This is a genomic window from Kribbella sp. CCNWLW201 (assembly GCF_037203805.1).
Classification (GTDB): Bacteria; Actinomycetota; Actinomycetes; order Propionibacteriales; family Kribbellaceae; genus Kribbella.
In genome coordinates, this window is sequence record NZ_JBBCBQ010000011.1 from 147,543 (window position 1) to 167,628 (window position 20,086).

Here is a 20,086-nt window from a genome sequence, read left to right on the forward strand (position 1 = left end):
GTTCCTTTCCGGATCAGGCGGCTGAACTGGTGGCCTCGCGGCCGGGAAACGAGGCCAGCCGGTCGGCCTCGTGCTCGAGTGCCTCGCTGAGCTGGAGCTGCAGCTCGACGAAGCGGTTTGGCGGTGGGAAGGCGGTCAGCCCACGGGTCAGGCCGAAGACCTCGCGCGCCATCGCGTCACGGGTTTCCTGGTACGACGTCATCGCGGCCGGCTCGTCCGTTGCGTCGCGGAGGCTGTCGTCGATCGCGGCGGCCAGCAACTCCGCATCACGGAAGGCATCGGTGATGCCGTGGCCGGTGATCGGATCCCGGTGGTAGCCGGCATCGCCGACAAGCGCCCACCCTGGACCGTAGGATTGTCGACGATAGTTTTGTAGATCAGCGGTCCCGCGCAGCGGTGCCATAACGCGGCCGGCGCGGACTCGCCGGCCGAGGTCGGGCACGAGCAGTTCGAGCTGCTCGACGAACGCCGCGGTCCGTTCGGAGCCCGCCGTACGGATCGACTCCAGCAGCGGGGTCGGCCGGATCAGCCAGACACACGCCTCGCCGTCGTTGGTCGGGAAGACGCCGGCGAAGGCATCCGGTGCGATGTGGAACTCGTAGGTGTCCGAGCGCAGAACGGTCACGTACGTATAGAAGACCGCGCACGGCGAGATGAATTGCTCCAGCGTCTCAGCCCCGAAGTACTCGGCCATCCGTGACCGGCGACCGTCCGCTCCGACGACGATGCGGCCGGACAACTCGACCCGGTCGCCGTTCGCGGACCGGCCGGTGATGCCGGTGACGCGTCCGTCGTCTGAGCGCAGTAGACCGGTTGCAGTGACGCCGGTTCGCAGCTCCGCGCCGGACTCCAGCGCGGCCTCGGCGAGCAAGCTGTCCAGCACGTGGCGGCGCGGGGCGACCAGCACATCCACGCCGGCGCGTTCCTTGATTCGCCGTACCTTCGTGTCGCCCTCGATCGCGAACTTCACGTGCGTGACCTCGGGCGCTCCGCTCGCGAAGACGCGGTCGAGCAGTCCCCAGCGGTGCAGCTGGACCACACCGCCGCGAATGAGTCCGTGCGTCGAGAGTGTGTCGCTCGGCAGTCGCGCCTTGTCCACCATCACGACGTTGTGGCCCATCCTCGCCAGCAACATCGCGGTGGCCGCTCCAGCGCACCGCGCTCCGACCACGACTACGTCGTACATGATCCGCCCCCAACTCCCCGGTCTTCCGATGGAGACGACTCTGCGACGGGTCGCGGCCGGAAGCTTGGCGGCGAGGTGGAGGCCGGATGGAGGTGCGGTCTCCACGATTTCTCCACAATTCCGCCGCTCGGCCGCCAAGCCGGTGGGTGGCCGCGGGCGGACCGTTGTGGTCATGAAGTCTGTACTGATCAAGGAGTCGCCGGCTGTGCTCGCGCTGCGCGACACCGTCACGATCGCACTCGGCCTGGTCGCGTTCGGCGTGACGCTCGGCGTAACGATGTCCTTGCTCGGCTTCGGCGCCTTGCCCGGGCTGGTCGGTGCACCAGTCGTGTACGCCGGAAGTGCTCAACTGACCGCGGTCACGCTGGTCGACCAAGGCGCCGGGCTGGCAGTCGTCGTTGCATCGGCTGCCCTCGTGAACTCGCGACTGCTCTTGTATAGCGCGTCCTTGGCGCGGCGGTTCAGCGGTCAGCCGGTGTGGTTCCGATGGCTGGCACCGCACTTCCTCATCGACCAGACGTACCTGCTGTCGAACGCCCGGCCGGACCTCGACCTGCGGACGTTCCGACGGTACTGGGGCTGGCTCGGGTCCTTCGTTCTGGTGGTCTGGTCGTCGTCGGTTGCCCTCGGCATGGTCGCCGGCCCTGCTCTGCCTGACCTGCCGCACCTTGTGTTCGTCGGAACTGCCATGTTCTTGGGCATGCTGGCGCCTCGGCTGACGAACCGTCCAGCCGTCGCGGCCGCAGTCGCCGGGGGACTCGTGGCCGCTGTGGTTGGTCTTGTTCGGCCGGAGCTCGGCATCGTCTGTGGAGCGATCGCGGGCGTGATGGCCGGATCGGCGGTACGGCGATGATCGCGCTTGTGTCGATGCTGGTGCTCGGCGCGGTCAGTTGGGTGTTCCGGATCGCGTTCATCACGCTGCTGCCCGCCGACCGCCTGCCGGCCCGCCTGCACAACCACCTCGAGTACCTCGCACCGGCAGTGCTCGCAGCCATCGTGGCGGTCGAGCTCATCGCCCTGGTCCGCGACGCCGAGCCGCTCGACGCCGCCGTACTCCTGGGAGCCGGAGCCACGATCGCCGTGGTGGCCTTTCACACCCGGAACATCTCCATCGCCTGCACCCTCGGCGTCGCCGCCGTACTCATCCTGACCTTGTGAACTACCCTCGGCTTATGGCGGGGCGGGAGGTTGTTCTTCCGGGGCGGCGGGTTGTTGAGGTGTGGGAGGGCGGCGATCGCGCTGGGACGCCTGTGGTCTTTCACCACGGCACGCCGTCGGGTCGGCTGCAGGCCAGACTCGGTGCCGCGGCTGCCGAGGCGGCCAGTGGTTCGCCGAACGTATCCCCCAGTCGACCTTCACCGTCCGTGGCGGCGACGGCCACGGCACCACGGTCTTCGGCCACTGGGACGACATGTTCACGACGCTGTGCGTACCGAAGGACGGGTAGTGGTCGGGTCAAGCCGTCGGCTCCCCGCCTGGACTTCGTGACCGAAGCTCGCCGGGGTCGACTACTACCCGTCGTTCGGTACGCTCGCATCAACCTCGACTCCGACAATGCCGAAGCAGTTGAGCGGGCGCGTGCACGCGACGTAGAGCGGGCTAAGCAGCAGCGTGGTCCCGGCAACGGTGCCCGGTACCACGGCGTTGGCCGCGCAGGAGGTGGTGGGAGCGCAGGGCCGGCGGTTGGCCAACTCCGCCGTTGCTCTCACACCTGCTTGTTCCTGGCGACAGGCGGTTCAGCAGGCGCGTGCTCGCGACGTAGGAGCCGAGCGTAGCGCCGGCGCGGTCCCGACCAGGGTGGCCGGGACCACGCCGGTGTGGTCGGGTGAGCGGCGGCGTGGGCTACTGGGCTCGGTGTTGTTGGGCCAAGCCCTTGAGGTAGAGGGCGCTTTGTTTGGGGGTTCGGGTTTGGGTTTGGTAGTCGACTCGGACTATGCCGAACCGTTTGGCGTAGCCGTAGGCCCATTCGAAGTTGTCGAGCAGGGACCAGGCTAGGTAGCCACGGATGTCGGCGCCTTGGCGGATGGCCTCGGCGACGGCGGCGAGGTGGGTGGTGAAGTAGGCGGTGCGGTCCTCGTCGGCTACGAAGCCAGACTCGTCGGGGGTGTCTTCGAAGGCGGAGCCGTTTTCGGTGATGACCATCGGGAGGCCGGGGTAGTCGCGGGCGATGCTGAGCAGGAGGTCGGTGAAGCCTTCGGGGACGATCTCCCAGTCCATCGCGGTGCGGGGCTTGTCCAGCGGGATGGTGCGGCTGACCGGCCGGCCGTCGTCGTCCACGGTCCGGCCGTCCTCGTCGTACCCGGTGAACTTCTGGCTGAAGTAGTAGTTCACCCCGAGTACGTCGATCGGCGCCGAGATGAGCTCGAGATCGCCATCGAGGACGGGGAGCTCGACACCCTCAGCAGCCAGGTCGGCGACCACGTCGGCGGGGTAGCGCCCGAAAACCAAGGGATCGAGATAGATCCGCCGGCCCATACCGTCGGCGCGTCGGGCCGCATCCACGTCCGCGTCGGCAGGCGAGGCCGGGTACGCCGTTGCCACGTTCAACGTGATCCCGATGTCCACCTTGCGCGGGGCCGCCTCGCGCATCCGGACTGTGGCGAGACCGTGCCCGAGCAGGAGGTGATGCACGGCCGCGAGAGCCGCCGGGTACTCACGCCGGCCTGGCGCATGTGCGCCGTACGCGTAGCCGAGCATGGCTGAGCACCACGGTTCGTTCAGAGTGGTCCAGGTGTCGACGCGATCGCTCAACGCGTCGAAGACGAGCATCGAGTAGTCCGCGAACCGGTACGCCGTGTCGCGCACCGGCCAGCCGCCTGCGTCTTCGAGCTCCTGGGGCAGATCCCAGTGGTACAGCGTCACCCACGGATCGATGCCCTGGGCAAGCAGTTCGTCGACGAGCCGGTCGTAGAACGCGATCCCGGCCGGGTTCACCGGGCCCTTCCCGCGCGGCTGGACCCGCGGCCACGCGACCGAGAACCGGTACGTGTCCAGTCCGAGTTCCTTGATCAAGGCAACATCGGCTGGCATCCGGTGGTAGTGGTCGCAGGCGATGTCGCCGGTGTCGCCGTTGTCGATCGCACCGGGCACCCGGCAGTAAGTGTCCCAGATCGAGGGCGTCCGCCCGTCAACGGAGACCGCGCCCTCGATCTGGTACGCCGACGTCGCGACACCCCACCGGAATCCGGCCGGTAGGCCCGCGATCAGTTCGGCGTCCCCCGAAACAGAAGTTGTGCTCATCTGACTCTCTTCGCAGAAGTGGTGGTCTTGCGTCCGAAGAACCGAGGGTTATAGGCCACGGATCTTCGGACGCAAGGGGATGGGATCAGCCGACCGGAACGCGGCCCGGCAGCCAGCAGGCGACGGAACGGCTGGGATCGTTGCGGGCGGACGGGACGCCGAGGATCGGGATCTCCTCCGAGCAGCGGTCGAACGCGTGCGGGCAGCGTGGATGGAACGAGCACCCGGCCGGCATCCCGCGCAGATCGGGCGGTGAGCCGGGGATCCCGGCAAGTTCCCGGCGCGGACCGCGCAACGCCGGGAACGACTTCAGCAGCCCCTCGCTGTACGGATGCAACGAGTCCTTGTACAGGTCCGCCGACCGCGCCTCCTCCACGATCCGGCCGCCGTACATGATCGCGATCCGATCGGAGAACTCGACCAGCAGCGACAGGTCGTGGGTGATGAACAGCACCGAGAACCCCAGCCGCTCGCGCAGTTCGACCAGCTGGGCGAGGATCTGCCGCTGCATCACCACATCGAGCGCGGTGGTCGGCTCGTCCATGATGACGATCTGCGGTTCGAGGACGAGCGCCATCCCGATCATCACCCGCTGCCGCATCCCGCCGGACAGTTGGTGCGGGTACGCGTCCATCCGGTCGGCCGAGATCCCGACCAGCTTGAGCATCTCCTTCGCCCGCGCGGTCCGGGCCTGCGGGGTCAACCCAGGCTCGTGCGCCTTGATCACGTCGAGCATCTGAGTCGAGACCTTGTGCACCGGGTTCAGCGAGTTCATCGCGCCCTGGAACACGATCGACGTCTCGGCCCACCGGAACGCCCGCAACTCGGGGTCGGTCAGCGCCATCACGTCGTACGCGTCACCGCTCGGCGGGTGGTAGACGACGGACCCACCACTGATGACGCCCGGCGGTGGGAGCAGCCGCGTGACGCCGTACGCGAGGGTCGACTTGCCGCTGCCGCTCTCACCGGCCAGCCCGAGCACCTCACCGCGATGCAGGGTGAGCGTGACATCGCGGACCGCCTGCACAGCCTCGTCGCCGAGACCGTAGTCGACGCAGAAGTCCTTGATCTCCAGCACTGGCCTGGTCATTGGGCCTCCCGGCCTGGACTGAGGAGCGAAGCGACTGGAGCGACGAGGGAAGGCCGGGAGTTCCAGCCCGATGACCCGCCGAGCGGTAGCGAGGCAATGTGTACAGTCATGCGGCCTCCTCCTTCTTTCGGCGTACGACGGGAGTCGCAGGACCGGCCTTGTTGCCGAGCACCGGCGTGAACCCGACTCGCATCCGAACCGAGTGACCGTCCTTCGTCTTGACCCGGGTGTGACCGCTGCTGCGCAACCGCGGGCTGACGAACTCGTCGATCCCGAAGTTGATCAGCGACAGCGCCGTACCGAGGATCGCGATCGCCAGACCGGCTGGGACGAACCACCACCAGGCGCCCTGGGCCAGTGCCTGCTGGCTCTGCGCCCAGAACAGGATCGTGCCCCAGTTCCACTCGGAGATGGTGGAGATCCCGATGAAGGCCAGGGTGATCTCGGACATCACCGCGAAGATCACCGTGCCGACGAATCCGGAGGCGATGATCGCGGTCAGGTTCGGCATGATCTCGGCGGTGATGATCCGCCAGGTGCTCTCACCGGTTGCCCGCGCGGCCTCCACGTAGTCGCGGCGGCGCAACGACAGCGTCTGCGCCCGGAGCACTCGCGCGCCCCACGCCCACGAGGTGAGACCGATGACCAAGGCAACCATGAGATCGCCGGCCGAAGGGATCGTCGAGGCGACGATGATGATCAGCGGCAGCGCCGGGATGACCAGGAAGACGTTGGACAACGCCGACAGGCTCTCGTCGGCGGCGCCGCCGAGGAAGCCGGCGCTGACGCCGATCAGGACGGACAACGCGGTCGCGACGATGCCGGCCAGCAGACCGACGAACATCACGCCCCGCGTCCCCACGAGGACCTGACTGAAGATGTCCTGCCCGAGGTGCGTCGTACCGAACCAGTGCTTGCCGGACGGTGGCTGGATCAGGTCGCTGCTCCGGGCGGACGGATCGTACGGCGCGATCCACGGGCCGATGATCGCGATCAGGCAGAAGAACGCGAGCACGATCAGGCCGGTCGCGGCCTTCGGGTTGGCGACGAATCTCAACCGGCGGCGCTTGGCGGCGACCGGGGTCTCGGCGGGGGTCACCGCCGCGATGGTGGCTGTCATCAGCCCTCCTTCCGGGTCCGCGGGTCGAGCAGCAGGTAGGCGATGTCGGCCATCAGGTTGGCGACCAGGACCGACAGCGTGATGACGAGGAAGATGCCCTGCATCAACGGGTAGTCCTTCGCCCCGACCGCCTGGAACAGGTTGTAGCCGATGCCCGGGTAGGAGAAGACGATCTCCACCAGCAGCGTGCCGCCGACGATGAAGCCGAGTGACAAGGCGAAGCCGGAGACGTTCGGCAGCAGCGCGTTGCGGGCCGCGTAGCTGACCATCACCCGGCGCTCGGGCAGACCCTTGGCATGGGCAACGGTGATGTAGTCCTCCGAGGCGACCGTCACCATCATGTTCCGCATGCTCAGGATCCAACCACTGACCGACGAGATCAGGATGGTGACGGCCGGCAGCAGGCTGTGCTGGATCGCACTGCCGATGAACTCACCGTTCCACGACGGCACCAGGCCGGGCTCGTAACCGCCGGACGACGGGAAGATGCTGTCCGGGCCGGCCAGCAGCGTGATCGCCAGCAGACCGAGCCAGAAGTACGGGATCGACGAGAGGAATGTTGTCACCGGCAACAGTCCGTCCAGCCAGGAGCCGCGTCGCCAGCCGGCCAGCACGCCGAGCGACGTACCGATCATGAAGCTGGCGAACGTGGTGATGCCGACCAGCGCGATCGTCCACGGCAGGCTCTGGCTCAGGATCTCCGAGACCGGGGTGGGGAAGAAGGTGAACGACAACCCGAGGTCGCCGCGGAACACCTGACCCCAGTAGTCGACGTACTGGCTCCACAGGCCGGCGTTCTTGTCCAGGCCGAACAGCACGTAGAGCGAGTTGATCGCCTCAGTGCTGAGCTGGCCCTGGAACTTGTTGATCAGCGAGGTGACCGGGTCGCCCGGGATCATCCGCGGGATGAAGAAGTTGATGGTGAGCGCTGCCCACGCGGTGAACAGGTAGAACGCGATCCGCTGCAGCAGGAACTTCACTTCGCCGCTCCTTCCTCGTACAGCCAGCAGGCCGCCCAATGCCCGTGATTGGTCGGCAGCTCGAAGCGCGGCGGAAGGTCGGTCGTGCACTTCGGCATCGCGTGCACGCAGCGCGGGTGGAACCGGCAGCCGGTCGGCGGGGCGATCAGGCTCGGCGGCTCGCCACTGCCTCGATCCTCCTCGGTCTGGAGGTCGCCGACCCGGTCCAGCCGGTCCGGATCGGGGGCGCTCTCGATCAGCAGCCGGGTGTACGGGTGGGCCGGGTTCTGCGTGACCGTCTCCGAGTCACCACCTTCGACCATCCGGCCGGCGTACATCACCAGGGTCTCGTCGGCGAAGTATCGGGCTGACGCGATGTCGTGGGTGATGTAGAGGATGGCGAGGTTGAGCCGTTCCTTCAGGTCCCGCAGCAGGTTCAGTACGCCGAGGCGGATCGACACGTCCAGCATCGACACCGGCTCATCGGCCAGCAGCGCCTCGGGATCGGCGCCGAGGGCACGGGCGATCGACACCCGCTGGCGCTGACCGCCGGACAGTTCGTGCGGGAACTTGTCCAGGTAGCGCTCCGGGGGAGTGAGCTGGACCCGGAGCAGCAGATCGCGGAGGTTCTCCTCGAGCTCGGTCGCATTGTTGCCGGCCCGGCCGTGGATCTTCAGCGCGCGGGTCAGGTGGTACCGGACGGTGTGCGTCGGGTTCAGCGATGCGAACGGGTCCTGGAAGATCATCTGCACCCGGCGGCAGTACGCGCGGAACTTGCGGCCGCCCTTCACGGTGACGGACTCACCGTGCAGCCGGATGTCTCCCGACGTACGGCTGTACAACTGGGCGAGCAGCCGGGCGACGGTCGACTTGCCCGAGCCGGATTCACCGACGAGAGCGGTGACCCGGCCCCGGCGCAACGTGAGCCGGATGTCGTCCACCGCGTGCACGACCTTGCGGTCCTTGGTGAGTAGGTCGCGGACTCCCCGCCGTACCGGGAAATGCTTGGTGAGGCCCTCGGCCTCGAGAACCACCTCGGTGTCGGTCACCGTCATGGTGTTCGGACTCCAATCATGGCAGCCGCGGCGCCGGGGCCACCCGGCGCCGCGGCCAGGCAGTTACTGGGTGCCGGCGGGCTTCAGGTTCAGGACGATCTGCAGCGCGTTCTGCTGGGTCGGCTGCGCAGGCGCGTACTGGTTCTGCTCGTCCGGCCAGCCCTCCCAGTTCTTGGTGCTGTAGAGACCGCCGACGTTCGAGGCCGAGGTGGGGATCACCGGCATCTGCTCGACCATGATCTTCTGCAGCGTGTTCAGCGCCGCGGTCCGCGTCGCGTCGTCGGTCGCGTTCGCGTACTGGTCCAGCGCCTTGGTCGCCTCCGGGCTGTTGAACCGGCCGTAGTTGCCGCTCACCCCACCCTTGCCGACCGGCTTCAGGATCTTGCCGTCCATGATGTTCTGGTAGATGTCGTACGGCGTCGCGCCGCCGTTGGTCCAGTGCATCCCGGCGTCGAAGTTGCCCTCGTCGAACGCCTTGAACCAGGCGTCCTGGTTGGCCTTGTCGACGGTCGCCTTGATCCCGATCGTGGACAGGTTGTCCTTGATGATCTCCAGGTCGGTGATGTAGTCGGACCAGCCGGCCGGGTCGGTCAGGGTGATCGTGACCGGCTTGCCGGTCAGGTCCTTCAGGACGTCACCCTCGAGCTTGAAGCCGGCGTCGGTCAGCTCCTTCTTCGCGGCCTCGACGTCGACCGAGTGCTTCTTGTCCTTGAACTCCGGCGCGATGAACGACTCACCGGCCGGGGTCGGGATACCGGTGATCGACTCGACCTTCGGGTAGAAGTAACCGGCCTCACCCTGCATGAAGATGTCGTCGCGGTTGATCACCTTGTCCATCGCCCGCCGCAGCGCCGGGTTGTCGAACGGCTTGCGGGTGGTGTTGATCCACAGACCGTGGATACCGAGGTTCGCCGGGAACCAGAGCTTGTGGTGCTTCGGGTTCTTGTCCTGGTAGACGGCCTTCACGTTCGGGACGAAGACGAAGCTCCACTCCGACGCGCCGTTGGACAGCGCGGTGGTCTGCGCGTTGTTGTCGTTGTACGACGTGTAGCGCAGCTCCTTCACCTTCGGCAGGTCCTGCCAGTACGAGTCGCGCACGACCAGCGTGGTCGTCTGCGGGGTGAACGACTTCACCGTGTACGGCCCGGTGCCGATCGGGCTCTTCAGCGTGTCCTGGGACGGGTCCTTCAACGTCGACCACTGGTGCTTCGGTACGACGAACACGGTCAGGATCTTGTTCTGGTTGACGAACTGGGACCGGGTGAAGGTCAGGTCGACCTTGTTCCCCGACGCGGTGATGGTGCCGTACGGGATGGCGTCCTGGTTCAGGCCCTCGTTGTCCTTGCGCAACTGGAACGAGTAGGCGACGTCCTCGGCCGTCATCGGCTTGCCGTCGGAGAACTTGACGCCGTCGCGGATGGTGAACGACAGCTTGGTGAAGTTGGCGTCCCACTTCCACTCGGTCGCCAGCCACGGCTTGCCGGGCTCGGTCGGCTTGATGCCGTTGATCATCACCAGCGGCTCGAAGATCATCCACCGGTACCCCAGCGAGGCACCCGAGGAGGAGCCGAGGAACGGGTTGTGGTTCTCGGTCTGCGGGCCGTTCGGCATGCCGACGTTCAGCACCGTCGCGGCGTTGCTGGATCCGCTGGTCGTGGTGTTCCCGTCCCCGCTACTACAGGCAGCCAGGGTGGCTGCCGCGAGCAGGCCCGTGAGGGCCAGCGCGACTGTGCGTCGTGCTCGCATCGGTTCCTCCTGTGAATCTGTTGGCGGATGCTCGCGCCTGAGCCGCGCGGGCAGGTGCATCGTGGCGTGAGAACGCTCTCATGGGAAGAGCGGACGCCTTAACGGATCGATATCGGGGGGTTCACCGGCGGCGGGACAGGGGCAGCTGCCCCGCCGCCGGAGTTCTAGTGACGCCGGTGCTTGGGGGCGGGTTTCGGCGCCGGCCTCGGGCTGACTTTCGGGGCGGTTGAGCCGCGGACGATCAGCGTCGTCGGCAGCACTTGCGGGTCCTCGGGCAGCGGCGTGCCACCGAAGTACCCCATCAGCATCCGGGCCGCCGCCTGACCCATCTGGCGCATCGGCTGATGCACCGTGGTCAGCGGCGGCTCGGTGTGCTCGGCGTACGGGATGTCGTCGAACCCGACCACCGAGACGTCGTCCGGCACGTTCCGCCCCGACTCCCGGACGGCCTGGATGGCACCGCCGGCGGACAGGTCGTTGTGGGCGAAGATCGCGTCGAACTCGAGCCGCTGGTCGAGCGCGTACTGCACGCCGCGGCGGCCGCTCTCGTGGGTGAAATCGCCTTCGAACACGAGCTTCGGGTCGAGCTCGACGCCGGCTTCGGCGTAGGTGTCGCGGAAGCCGTCCAGGCGTTCGTGGGTACAACCGAACCGCTCGACGCCGGTGATCACCAGCGGCCGGTGCCGGCCGAGTTCCAGCAGGTGCCGGGCGGCGGACTCACCGCCGGCCCGGTTGGTGGTGGCGACGGACGGGAACTGGGGGCGCTTGGCGCGGTCGTCGATCAGGACGACCGGCAGGCCGCGCGCGTGCAACTGCTCGATGTAGGTCAGGGTGCCCTCGGGCTCGATCACCAGGAGGCCGTCGAACGACTGGGCCGAGACCTGGGACGCGAACTGGTGCATCGACTCCTCACCCCGGTTGAAGGTGAAGAGCAGCAGCCCGTAGCCCTCGCTCTCGACCACGTCGACGGCGCCCTGCAGCACCTCGCCCATCCAGGGCCAGGTCAGTGACGGGACGAGCATGCCGACGATCCGGGTCCGGCCGCGGGCCAGCCCGACCGCGCGGGCGCTCGGCACGTAGCCGAGCTCTGCGATCACCTGGCGAACCCGCTCGGCGGTCCGCAGGTCGAGCTCGCCCTTGCCGTTGAGGACGCGCGAAACGGTCGTCTTGCTGACGCCGGCACGCGCCGCGACATCGGCGATGGTGATCGACACTGCACTGCTCCCCTCGGGCGGGTGTTGGCTCCAGCTGAGGCCGGAACCGGTTTCGGAAGCGGTTCCGTAGAGTGAAGCCGAGGGCGTCGGCAACCGTCAATCACGGAACGGTAACGAATCACCACTTAGTTCATGACCTGGAAAAAGGTCAGTCTTCCGGCCTGCCGGTACGGCGTGATGAACTCTGCGTGAGCGGCCTGCCTGAGGCCGGACCAGGTAGGGGTAGAAGGCATGGACGTTCGGCGGACCACTGTGCGCGACATGCGGCGGTCCAACCGGTCGGCGCTGCTGACCACCATCTACCGGGAGGGTCCGCTCAGCCGGCACGAACTGGGTCACCGGACGTCACTGAGTGCCGCGAGCGTGAGCAACCTGGTCAGCGAACTGATCGCCGAAGGTGTCGTCGAGGAGGCCGGCTCGGTCGACTCCGAGGGCGGCCGGCCGCGCATCCTGCTGCGAGTCTCACCGACATTCCGGTACGTCGTGGGCGCAGAAGTCGGCGAGACACGGGTCCGGGTCGAGTTGTTCGACCTTTCGATGACGGTGCTTGCTCAAGCGGACTATCCGATCGACACACCGACGCCCGCGGTGGTCGTGAAACACGTGCTGGAAGGGCTTATGGCGGTGATCGCCTCGTCCGGCGTACGGCCCGACCTGATCCTCGGTCTCGGTGTCGCGGTCGCCGGCGTTGTCGAGGGCAACGCTGTCGTCGACGCGCAGACACTCGGGTGGGACGCCGTACCGCTGCGGCAGATGCTTGCCGAGGGCACCGATATCCCGATCGAGGTGGACAACGGTGCGAACATGCTCGGCCAGGCGGAGATGTGGTTCGGCGCCGGCCGCGGTGCGACGGACGCAGTGGTCGCCCTGATCGGCTCCGGTGTCGGCGCGGCCCTTGTGGCCGACGGATCCAGCTACCGCGGCACTCGCAGCAGTGCAGGCGAGTGGGGCCACATGACGATCGCGTACGGCGGTCGCCGGTGCCGGTGTGGCGCGGTCGGATGCTTGGAAGCGTACGTCGGTGCCGAGGCCATCCTCGAGCGGTATCGGGAGGCCGGCGGTGTTCTGGAAGCCGCCGACGAGGAGACGGCCTTCGTCGAGTTGCTCGACGCCGTCGGTACGTCGGAAGTCGCGGCAACGATCGTGGACGACACGGTCGGGTATCTGGCCGCCGGAGTCGCGAACCTGGTGAACCTGGTCAACCCGGAGCGGATCGTGCTCGGCGGCTGGGCCGGACTGCTACTGGGGAAGCGGTATCTACCGCGATTGCGCGAGGCGGTCGGTGAGCACGCGTTGCGTCAGCCGTACGCGCAGGTGTCGATCGAGTTGTGCGAGCTCGGCAGGGACGCGGTCGCACTGGGCGCCGCGACCCTGCCGGTGCTCCGATTGCTACGCGACGGCGGCGTTGTGCCGTCGCGGAGCTAGCTCCCTCTGGTGGGCTGACCCACCAGCGTGTGGGTTTCCCACCCGGATTCCGGTGGGCCAACCCACCTTCCAGTGGGCCAACCCATCAGAGCGGGATCAGGCGGTCCACTTCTGGTTGGCTGCGCCGGAGCAGCTCCAGGTTTGGAGTGGTGTTGCGTTGGCGGAGTTGTTGCCGGTGACATCGAGGCACTTGTTCGCCTGTGGGTTCACCAGGTCCCGGGCGGCCGTGTAGACCCATTGCTGGGCACCGCTTCCGTTGCAGGTCCAGAGCTGGACTTTGGCGCCGTCGGCAACGGATCCCGCGTTCACGTCGAGACACTTGCCCAGGGCCCGGATCGTGCCGTCACCCGGTCGGGTCCACTGCTGGGCGTTGGTGCCGTTGCAGTCGTAGAGCTGGACCGGCGTACCGTCCGCGGTGTTGGCGGCGGCGACGTCGACGCACTTGCCGGCCAGGCCGGTGATCGGCGTACCACCTGAAGTGCTGCCCAGGGTGGAGACGCGGACGTAGTCGATCGTCATCGTCTGCGGCAGGACCGTCGTCCCGTCGGGGTAGCCCGGCCAGTTCCCGCCGACCGCGACGTTCATGATCATGAAGAACGGGTGGTTGAACACCCAGGCGTTCCCGCCGAGGTCGGCCGGGGTCCGGCGCTGGTACTGGACTCCGTCGACGAACCAGGTGATCGCGTTCGGCTCCCAGTCGACCCGGAAGGTGTGGAGGTCGTCGGCGAACGCCCACCCGTTCGGATGGTTGTAGGCCGCACCGATGCCACCGGCACCGGCGTACCCAGGTCCGTGGATCGTGCCGTGCACGGTCGCGGGCTCGCGGCCGATGTTCTCCATGATGTCGATCTCGCCGTCGTTCGGCCAGTTGCCGCCGCCGAGCATCCAGAACGCCGGCCAGATCCCTTGTGTCCTGGGGATCTTGATCCGTGCCTCGAACCGGCCGTACGTCTGGGTGAAGGTCTGCGCGGTGAGCAACCGGGCCGACGTGTACTCGCAGGTGCCGTAGTGGCACTGGTGGCCGCCGCTTTCCCGGCGGGCGGTGATCACCAGGTTGCCGTTGCCGTCGAGGGCGGAGTTGCGGGTGCTGTTGGTGTAGTACTGGCGCTCGTTGTTTCCCCAGCCGGAGCCGCCGATGTCGTAGCGCCACTTGGACTGGTCGGGTGCCTGGCCGGCCGGGCCGTCGAAGTTGTCCTCCCAGATGGTCGCCGTGGCGGACTCAGGTTGAGCGGTGGCCGGGGACTGCAGGAGGGCGGCGCCTAGGAGTGCTGCGCCGATTGCGACGAGCGCCGTGATGCGGGAACGCTTCATGGATGCCTCATTTCTCGCGGGGGCGGTCGGGAGACAGGGCTCGGCCGGATCCTCGTGTGAGAACGCTCCCACGTCAAGGTCGGGACTAAATAAAAGACGTGAAAAAAGTTCGGGTTCAGCGTTGACAGGCGGATTCACCGATGGTTACCTCGTGGTGACCACCTGTTGCGGCGCGGGCAGACGCCGTCAACTCCCCGCTGTCCTCAGAACCCTTTAGAACAAGGGAGAACCGCCCCATGCCCGCGAACAGGGAACTTCGTCGCGTCCGCCCCTGGCGACGACGCCTCCTGCCGGCCGCGGTTGCGGCTGCGTGCGTCGCCGCCATCGGATTCACTGTCGGCAATCCGCCACCGGCCCAGGCCGCCGGTGAGCAGGTCAACATCTGGCTGACCACCACGAACGACTCGGCCGGCCGCAACGTCACTCGCGGCCTGCAGCAGCAGACGCCGGTCAACTTCGGCCCGGCCGGAGGTACGGCGAACCAGATCGTCACCGTCAACGAGAACACGACGTACCAGTCGTTCGAAGGCGGCGGTGCGTCGTTCACCGACAGCGCCGCCTGGCTGCTGAACAGCAGCAACACGATCACGGCCACCACTCGCAACCAGGTGATGAAGGATCTGTTCGACCCGGTCAACGGGATCGGGCTGGCCTTCACCCGCAACCCGATGGGCGCCTCCGACCTGGCCCGGTTCAACTATTCGTACGACGACACGTGCTGCGATCTCAACGACTTCAGCATCAACCATGACCTGGCGGACGTCGTACCGCTGACCAAACAGGCCAAGCAGCTGAACCCGGCGCTGAAGGTGAAGGGCGCGCCGTGGAGCTCGCCGGCCTGGATGAAGGACAACAACAAGTTCACCAACCGCGGCTGGTTGAAGTGGGAGTACTACCCGATGTACGCCCAGTACTTCGTCAAGTACGTCCAGCAGAACGAGGCCCAGGGCAACCACATCGACTACGTGTCGGTGCAGAACGAGCCGACCTGCTGCGGTACCGACGACACCGGCTACGCGTCGATGAACTGGAATGGCTCCGGCCTGCTCGAGTTCACCAAGAACCACCTGATCCCCGCGTTCCGGGCAGCCGGCATCACCACGAAGGTGATGATCCTGGACTACAACTGGGGCAACTACAACGACCTCGGCTCGGTCCCGCTGGCCGACGCCGCGCTCCGGAACGACCCGCTGTTCGGCGGGATCGCCTGGCACGGGTACGGCGGCGACGTGAACCTGCAGACGCAGGTGCACAACCAGTACCCGACCGTGAACCACTACATGACCGAGCACTCGGGCGGGACCTGGATCGCGAACCAGCAGGTCGAGGACATGAACAACCTGATCGACTACACCCGCAACTGGAGCAAGTCCTGGGTGAAGTGGAGCCTCGCACTCGACCAGAACCACCTGCCGTATGTCGGTGCCGGCTGCAACGTGTGCACAGGTCTGGTGACGGTGCAGCGCGGTGGCAGTCGAGCCGGTCAGGTGGACAAGACGGTCGAGTACTACACGATGGGTCACCTGACCAAGTTCGTGAAGCCGGGCGCGGTCCGGATCGACTCGTCCGCGAACAACTCGGTGAAGAACGTGGCCTGGAAGAACCCGGACGGGTCGAAGGCGCTGATCGCGTTCAACACGACCGGCAGCTCGCAGTCGGTGCGAGTGAACTGGGGATCGCAGTCGTTCATCTACACGCTGCCGACCAAGACCTCGGCGACGTTCACGTGGTCGGGTTCGCAGAGCGGCGGTGGCACGGGTACGGCGATCACCGGGCTGGCCGGCAAGTGCATCGATGTTGCCGGAGCCAACAGTGCCGACGGGACCGCCGTACAGCTTTATGACTGCAACGGTACGGCGGCTCAGCAGTGGACCCGGCCTGGTGACGGGACGATCCGGGCCCTGGGCAAGTGTCTGGACGTGAACGCGGGATCCGTTGCCGATGGCGCTCGGGTGCAGCTGTATTCGTGCAACGGGAGTGCCGCACAACAATGGACCTATACGTCAGGACGTGATCTGGTGAATCCACAGGCGAGCAAGTGTCTTGATGTCACCGGCAACAATTCCGCGAACGCGACACCGTTGCAGATCTGGACCTGCACGGGTGCGGCGAACCAGAAGTGGACCGTCTGATGCGCCGGGCAGCGGCTCTTGCCGCGGCGGTGACAGTCGGTGCGGGATTGCTGGTCATGGCAGGGCCCGCGCAGGCTGCGACCGGGACGATCACCGGGCTGGCCGGGAAGTGCGCGGATGTTGCCGGTGCCAACAGTGCGGACGGGACGGCCGTACAGCTGTATGACTGCAACGGAACGGCCGCGCAGTCGTGGAGCCGGTCGGGTGATGGGACGATCCGTGCCCTCGGCAAGTGTCTCGATGTCAGCGGTGGTTCGACGGCCAACGGTGCTCGGGTCCAGCTATGGACTTGTAACGGGAGTGCTGCTCAGCAGTGGACCTACACGTCCGCGCGCGATCTGGTAAACCCGCAGGCGAACAAGTGTCTCGATGTCACCGGCAACAATTCGGCCAACGCGACGCCTTTGCAGTTGTGGTCGTGCACCGGTGCCGCGAACCAGAAGTGGAACGTCCCGGCTGCCGATGACGGGCCGCCGCCGACCGGTGGTGCGCCGATGGCGGCAGCGCCGTACCTGTATCAGGGTTGGGGCAGCCCGCCGAACCCGGCAACCGTGATGAACGCGACCGGGGTGAAGTGGTTCACGATGGCGTTCATCCTGTCCAACGGGTACTGCAACCCGATGTGGGACGGTCAGCGTCCGTTGACCGGCGGCGTCGACCAGCAGGCGATCAACACGATCCGCTCCAACGGCGGTGACGTCGTCGTCTCGGTCGGCGGCTGGTCCGGGAACAAACTCGGTGAGAGCTGCGGGAGCGCGGGTGAACTGGCGGCGGCGTACCAGAAGGTGATCAACGCGCTGTCGCTGAAGGCGTTCGACGTGGACATCGAGGCGACCGAGTTCAGCAACGCGACCGTGCGGCAGCGGGTCATCGACGCGCTGAAGATCGTCGAGCAGAACAACCCGGGGATCGCGACGTACCTGACCTTCGGTACGACGACGTCGGGGCCGGACGGCAACGGGCAGGACCTGATCCGGCGCGGCGCGGCCTCCGGGCTGAATCTGGACGGCTGGGTGATCATGCCGTTCGACTTCGGTGGTGGGTCGACCAACATGGGTGCACTGACCCGGCAGGCGGCCGACGGACTGAAGAACCAGGTGAAGGCGGCGTACGGGCTGAGCGACGACGCGGCGTACCGGAAGATCGGCATCTCGTCGATGAACGGGTTGACCGACGTCGCCGGCGAGCGGGTCAACTTATCCGACTTCGAGTCGATGCTGGCCTACGCCTCCGAGCACCACCTGGCCCGGTTCACCTTCTGGTCGGTCAACCGGGACCGCCCGTGCACCGGCGGCCCGGCCGACAGCTGCAGCGGCGTACCCCAGCAACTCTGGGACTACACCAAGGTCATAGGCCGCTACCGCGGCTGACCCCCCCGGTGGGGCGAGCCCACACCGCCCGCCCCACCAACCACCGCCCCCGGACCCCACCCCGGAAGCTCCACCAGCCCGGGGGCCCGACCAGTCCGGGAGCCTCGCCACCCCCCGGGGACCTCTAGGCCCGCTTCATCTCGTTCACCGGCCCCGCGGCGTGCAGCGTCGCGGGGCCGGTTCGTGTTTGATTTGACCCTCCGGCTACCGGAGGGTGGAGAGTTCAGGCATGGCGGCACTGGTGACGGTGGGGGAGTTCTCCCGCCTGACGCATCTCAGCGTGAAGACGCTGCATCACTACCACGACATCGGCCTGCTGGCCCCAGCATCGGTTGACCCAACCTCGGGCTACCGGCGATACGGGACCAGTCAGGTCGAGACGGCGTTGCTGATCCGGCGACTCCGGGAGCTCCGGATGCCGCTGCCGGAGGTCCGCGAGCTCGTCGAGACGACCGACGACTCGCGGCGCGAGGAGACCCTCCGCACGCACCTCGAGCGGATGGAGCAGGAGCTCGCGCACACCCGCGACGTCGTCACCTCGTTGCGCGAGATGCTGACCCCTGGGCAACCGGCACTGGACGTTGACTACCGCTTCATCCCCGCGTTCCGTGCGTACGGCGTCCGCGATCAGGTCGAACGCGAGCAGATCGGCCCCTGGTGCGATCAGGTCTTCCGCCGGCTGGGGGCCGTGGCTGAGACGCACGGCATCACGGCCACGTCCGGAGCGACGTACAGCGACGATTTCTTCACCGAGGACGCCGGCGAGGTGGTCGCGTTCCTCCCGGTCGCACCGGATCAGGAACCGGCCGACGGCGTCGAACTCGTCGACATCCCAGGTGGGTTCTTCGCGATCGCCGTACACACCGGACCACTCACCGACTTCGACCGCAGCTACGGCGCGCTCGGCAGCCACGTCGCGGAACACTGCGAGGTCGCACCTGGGCCGATCCGGGAGCTGTACGTCGTCAGTCCGGGCGACGTGGACGACCCGGCCGCCTGGCGAACCGAGATCTGCTGGCCGATCCAGCGAATCCCTGCACTGAAAGGCTGAACGTGTCCATCTCCATCGAGCAAGTCACCTTCGACAGCGACAACCCGCACACCCTCGCCGCGTTCTGGGCCGACGTCCTCGGCCGGAAGGTCGATGACGACGGCAACGAGTTCGTCGCCACCGTGTCCGGCGACACCGGTACGGCGCTGATGTTCATCAAGGTCCCCGAAGGCCGCAACGGCAAGAACCGCATCCACCTCGACCTCGCCACCAAGGACTGGGCCGCCGAGGTCGACCGGCTCGTCGGCCTCGGCGGCAAACGGCTCGACGAGTACGACGAGTACGGCATCCACTGGGTCACCCTCGCCGACCCCGAAGGCAACCTCTTCGACCTCGCCGAGATCCGCTAAGGATCGCAACCGGGAGCCGCCGACCGGTCCTCGCTACCTGGCTCCGTCGAGCGGTCCGCGGTACCTGGTGCCGTCGAAAGTGGCTCGGCCGTCGTCGACCAACTCGTTCAGGTGGGCTCGGGCCTGTGGCACCGGCCAACGGTAGGCGCGGCCGAGCTCGCCTGGCGTGGTTTCCAGCATGGTGTCCAGAAACCGCTCGGTCGCAAAGGCGTGATCGGTGCCGCCGCCGACGTCGAACAGTTCGCAAGTCAGCGCGATCACGGCCGCGGGCCAGCCGGATCCGGACTCGTGCACGCCTGCGTTGGTGACCAGCAGATTCCGCTGGAGTTCGGTGATCGCGCGCTGGTAGCGGCTCTTGTCACCGATCAGTGCGCGCAGGGTTGCGCTCGGCAACGGCTCGTCGGTGATGGCCTTGGCGATCTCGTGGGCCGCCGGCGACAGTTGCAGCGACTGGTGGTCACTCGGGTCGCCCGCGGCCGGGTAGAGCGCTCGGAGCAGCTCCGGTGAGAGGAAGGTGCCACGGCCGCCGAGATAGGCGCCGTACCAGGCAAGACCTCTGCGGGGCAGTTCGTCCTTCCAGGTCCAGACGCGTTGCTCGTTCTTCCCCATCCCGGCGCCGAAGGGCTCCGCGTCCTCGCCCGCTACCGCCTCCCACAGTGACGGTACGACGGCACGCGGTGCCGGAAACAACAACGCGAACCCGACGTCGTCGACGAACGCCCCGGCCCGCTCGATCGACCCGATTCGTCGTCCCCGGACCCACCAGCGGGTAGCGCGTGCCTGACCGAGCTCTGTCATCGGGCCAGTCAATCATCGGTGCGTTGCGCGGGGCATTGC

Annotated in this window: 17 protein-coding genes; 7 read left to right on the forward strand and 10 right to left on the reverse strand. The window is 67.2% G+C overall.

Annotation, left to right across the window (positions count from 1 at the left end):
* Window positions 1-13: 13 nt before the first annotated feature.
* Window positions 14-1,291 carry an NAD(P)/FAD-dependent oxidoreductase gene (locus V9K99_RS35090; RefSeq protein WP_337009595.1) on the reverse strand — a complete coding sequence of 426 codons (1,278 nt, stop codon included), beginning with the start codon at window positions 1,289-1,291 and terminating at the stop codon, window positions 14-16.
* Window positions 1,292-1,358: 67 nt separating this feature from the next.
* On the opposite strand from V9K99_RS35090, the gene V9K99_RS35095 reads away from it, so the two are divergent.
* Both V9K99_RS35095 and V9K99_RS35100 read left to right on the forward strand, forming a co-directional pair.
* Entirely contained in the window at window positions 1,359-2,039 is a 681-nt protein-coding gene (locus V9K99_RS35095) for an AzlC family ABC transporter permease (RefSeq protein WP_337009596.1), read from the forward strand.
* Entirely contained in the window at window positions 2,036-2,344 is a 309-nt protein-coding gene (locus tag V9K99_RS35100; protein ID WP_337009597.1) for an AzlD domain-containing protein, read from the forward strand. The genes V9K99_RS35095 and V9K99_RS35100 overlap by 4 nt, the downstream gene beginning before the upstream one ends.
* Window positions 2,345-3,028: 684 nt before the next feature.
* Here V9K99_RS35100 and V9K99_RS35105 read toward each other — a convergent pair.
* From V9K99_RS35105 to V9K99_RS35135, 7 genes are all read right to left on the reverse strand, one after another.
* Entirely contained in the window at window positions 3,029-4,426 is a 1,398-nt protein-coding gene (locus V9K99_RS35105; protein ID WP_337009599.1) for a GH1 family beta-glucosidase, read from the reverse strand.
* Window positions 4,427-4,511: 85 nt separating this feature from the next.
* On the reverse strand, window positions 4,512-5,516 hold the full coding sequence (locus V9K99_RS35110; protein ID WP_337009601.1) for an ABC transporter ATP-binding protein: 1,005 nt from the start codon (window positions 5,514-5,516) through the stop codon (window positions 4,512-4,514).
* Between the two features lie 106 nt (window positions 5,517-5,622).
* Window positions 5,623-6,636: an ABC transporter permease gene (locus tag V9K99_RS35115; RefSeq protein ID WP_337009603.1), complete on the reverse strand. Its 1,014-nt coding sequence runs from the start codon at window positions 6,634-6,636 to the stop codon at window positions 5,623-5,625.
* A complete protein-coding gene (locus V9K99_RS35120; RefSeq protein WP_337009605.1) occupies window positions 6,636-7,616 on the reverse strand; it encodes an ABC transporter permease in 981 nt (326 codons plus the stop codon). Before V9K99_RS35120 ends, V9K99_RS35115 begins: the two co-directional genes overlap by 1 nt.
* Complete coding sequence (locus V9K99_RS35125; protein ID WP_337009607.1) at window positions 7,613-8,650, reverse strand: ABC transporter ATP-binding protein; 1,038 nt, start codon at window positions 8,648-8,650, stop codon at window positions 7,613-7,615. The genes V9K99_RS35120 and V9K99_RS35125 overlap by 4 nt, the downstream gene beginning before the upstream one ends.
* Before the next feature lie 63 nt (window positions 8,651-8,713).
* Window positions 8,714-10,396 (reverse strand): ABC transporter substrate-binding protein, encoded by a 1,683-nt coding sequence (locus V9K99_RS35130; protein WP_337011827.1) that lies wholly within the window; start codon window positions 10,394-10,396, stop codon window positions 8,714-8,716.
* Window positions 10,397-10,560: 164 nt separating this feature from the next.
* Complete coding sequence (locus V9K99_RS35135) at window positions 10,561-11,610, reverse strand: LacI family DNA-binding transcriptional regulator (RefSeq protein WP_337011829.1); 1,050 nt, start codon at window positions 11,608-11,610, stop codon at window positions 10,561-10,563.
* 231 nt (window positions 11,611-11,841) lie between these two features.
* Between V9K99_RS35135 and V9K99_RS35140 the strand changes: the two genes are divergently transcribed.
* Window positions 11,842-13,035 (forward strand): ROK family transcriptional regulator, encoded by a 1,194-nt coding sequence (locus V9K99_RS35140; protein ID WP_337011831.1) that lies wholly within the window; start codon window positions 11,842-11,844, stop codon window positions 13,033-13,035.
* Between the two features lie 96 nt (window positions 13,036-13,131).
* Here the strand turns inward: V9K99_RS35140 and V9K99_RS35145 are convergent, their stop codons facing one another.
* Window positions 13,132-14,346, reverse strand: coding sequence for a ricin-type beta-trefoil lectin domain protein (locus tag V9K99_RS35145; protein WP_337011833.1), 1,215 nt, complete (start codon window positions 14,344-14,346; stop codon window positions 13,132-13,134).
* Window positions 14,347-14,582: 236 nt separating this feature from the next.
* Here V9K99_RS35145 and V9K99_RS35150 point away from each other — a divergent pair, with 236 nt between their 5' ends.
* The 4 genes from V9K99_RS35150 (at window position 14,583) to V9K99_RS35165 (ending at window position 19,249) form a co-directional block, all read left to right on the forward strand.
* The gene (locus V9K99_RS35150; RefSeq protein WP_337011835.1) at window positions 14,583-16,478 is read left to right on the forward strand and encodes a ricin-type beta-trefoil lectin domain protein; all 1,896 of its coding nucleotides are present in this window, start codon (window positions 14,583-14,585) and stop codon (window positions 16,476-16,478) included.
* The gene (locus tag V9K99_RS35155) at window positions 16,478-17,848 is read left to right on the forward strand and encodes a ricin-type beta-trefoil lectin domain protein (protein WP_337011837.1); all 1,371 of its coding nucleotides are present in this window, start codon (window positions 16,478-16,480) and stop codon (window positions 17,846-17,848) included. The genes V9K99_RS35150 and V9K99_RS35155 overlap by 1 nt, the downstream gene beginning before the upstream one ends.
* Window positions 17,849-18,077: 229 nt before the next feature.
* On the forward strand, window positions 18,078-18,899 hold the full coding sequence (locus tag V9K99_RS35160) for a MerR family transcriptional regulator (protein ID WP_337011839.1): 822 nt from the start codon (window positions 18,078-18,080) through the stop codon (window positions 18,897-18,899).
* Window positions 18,900-18,901: 2 nt separating this feature from the next.
* A complete protein-coding gene (locus V9K99_RS35165) occupies window positions 18,902-19,249 on the forward strand; it encodes a VOC family protein (protein WP_337011841.1) in 348 nt (115 codons plus the stop codon).
* A 33-nt stretch (window positions 19,250-19,282) separates the two neighbouring features.
* On the opposite strand, the gene V9K99_RS35170 is transcribed toward V9K99_RS35165, so the two are convergent.
* Window positions 19,283-20,047: an AlkZ-related protein gene (locus tag V9K99_RS35170; RefSeq protein WP_337011843.1), complete on the reverse strand. Its 765-nt coding sequence runs from the start codon at window positions 20,045-20,047 to the stop codon at window positions 19,283-19,285.
* Between the last annotated feature and the right edge of the window lie 39 nt (window positions 20,048-20,086).

Excerpts from the sequence above, each read along its gene's own strand:
- V9K99_RS35095 (WP_337009596.1), top strand. The coding sequence starts at position 1,359 with ATGAAGTCTGTACTGATCAAGGAGTCGCCGGCTGTGCTCGCGCTGCGC.
- V9K99_RS35100 (WP_337009597.1), top strand. The coding sequence starts at position 2,036 with ATGATCGCGCTTGTGTCGATGCTGGTGCTCGGCGCGGTCAGTTGGGTG.
- V9K99_RS35105 (WP_337009599.1), bottom strand. The coding sequence starts at position 4,426 with ATGAGCACAACTTCTGTTTCGGGGGACGCCGAACTGATCGCGGGCCTA.
- V9K99_RS35110 (WP_337009601.1), bottom strand. The coding sequence starts at position 5,516 with ATGACCAGGCCAGTGCTGGAGATCAAGGACTTCTGCGTCGACTACGGT.
- V9K99_RS35115 (WP_337009603.1), bottom strand. The coding sequence starts at position 6,636 with ATGACAGCCACCATCGCGGCGGTGACCCCCGCCGAGACCCCGGTCGCC.
- V9K99_RS35125 (WP_337009607.1), bottom strand. The coding sequence starts at position 8,650 with ATGACGGTGACCGACACCGAGGTGGTTCTCGAGGCCGAGGGCCTCACC.
- V9K99_RS35130 (WP_337011827.1), bottom strand. The coding sequence starts at position 10,396 with ATGCGAGCACGACGCACAGTCGCGCTGGCCCTCACGGGCCTGCTCGCG.
- V9K99_RS35140 (WP_337011831.1), top strand. The coding sequence starts at position 11,842 with ATGGACGTTCGGCGGACCACTGTGCGCGACATGCGGCGGTCCAACCGG.
- V9K99_RS35145 (WP_337011833.1), bottom strand. The coding sequence starts at position 14,346 with ATGAAGCGTTCCCGCATCACGGCGCTCGTCGCAATCGGCGCAGCACTC.
- V9K99_RS35150 (WP_337011835.1), top strand. The coding sequence starts at position 14,583 with ATGCCCGCGAACAGGGAACTTCGTCGCGTCCGCCCCTGGCGACGACGC.
- V9K99_RS35155 (WP_337011837.1), top strand. The coding sequence starts at position 16,478 with ATGCGCCGGGCAGCGGCTCTTGCCGCGGCGGTGACAGTCGGTGCGGGA.
- V9K99_RS35160 (WP_337011839.1), top strand. The coding sequence starts at position 18,078 with ATGGCGGCACTGGTGACGGTGGGGGAGTTCTCCCGCCTGACGCATCTC.
- V9K99_RS35170 (WP_337011843.1), bottom strand. The coding sequence starts at position 20,047 with ATGACAGAGCTCGGTCAGGCACGCGCTACCCGCTGGTGGGTCCGGGGA.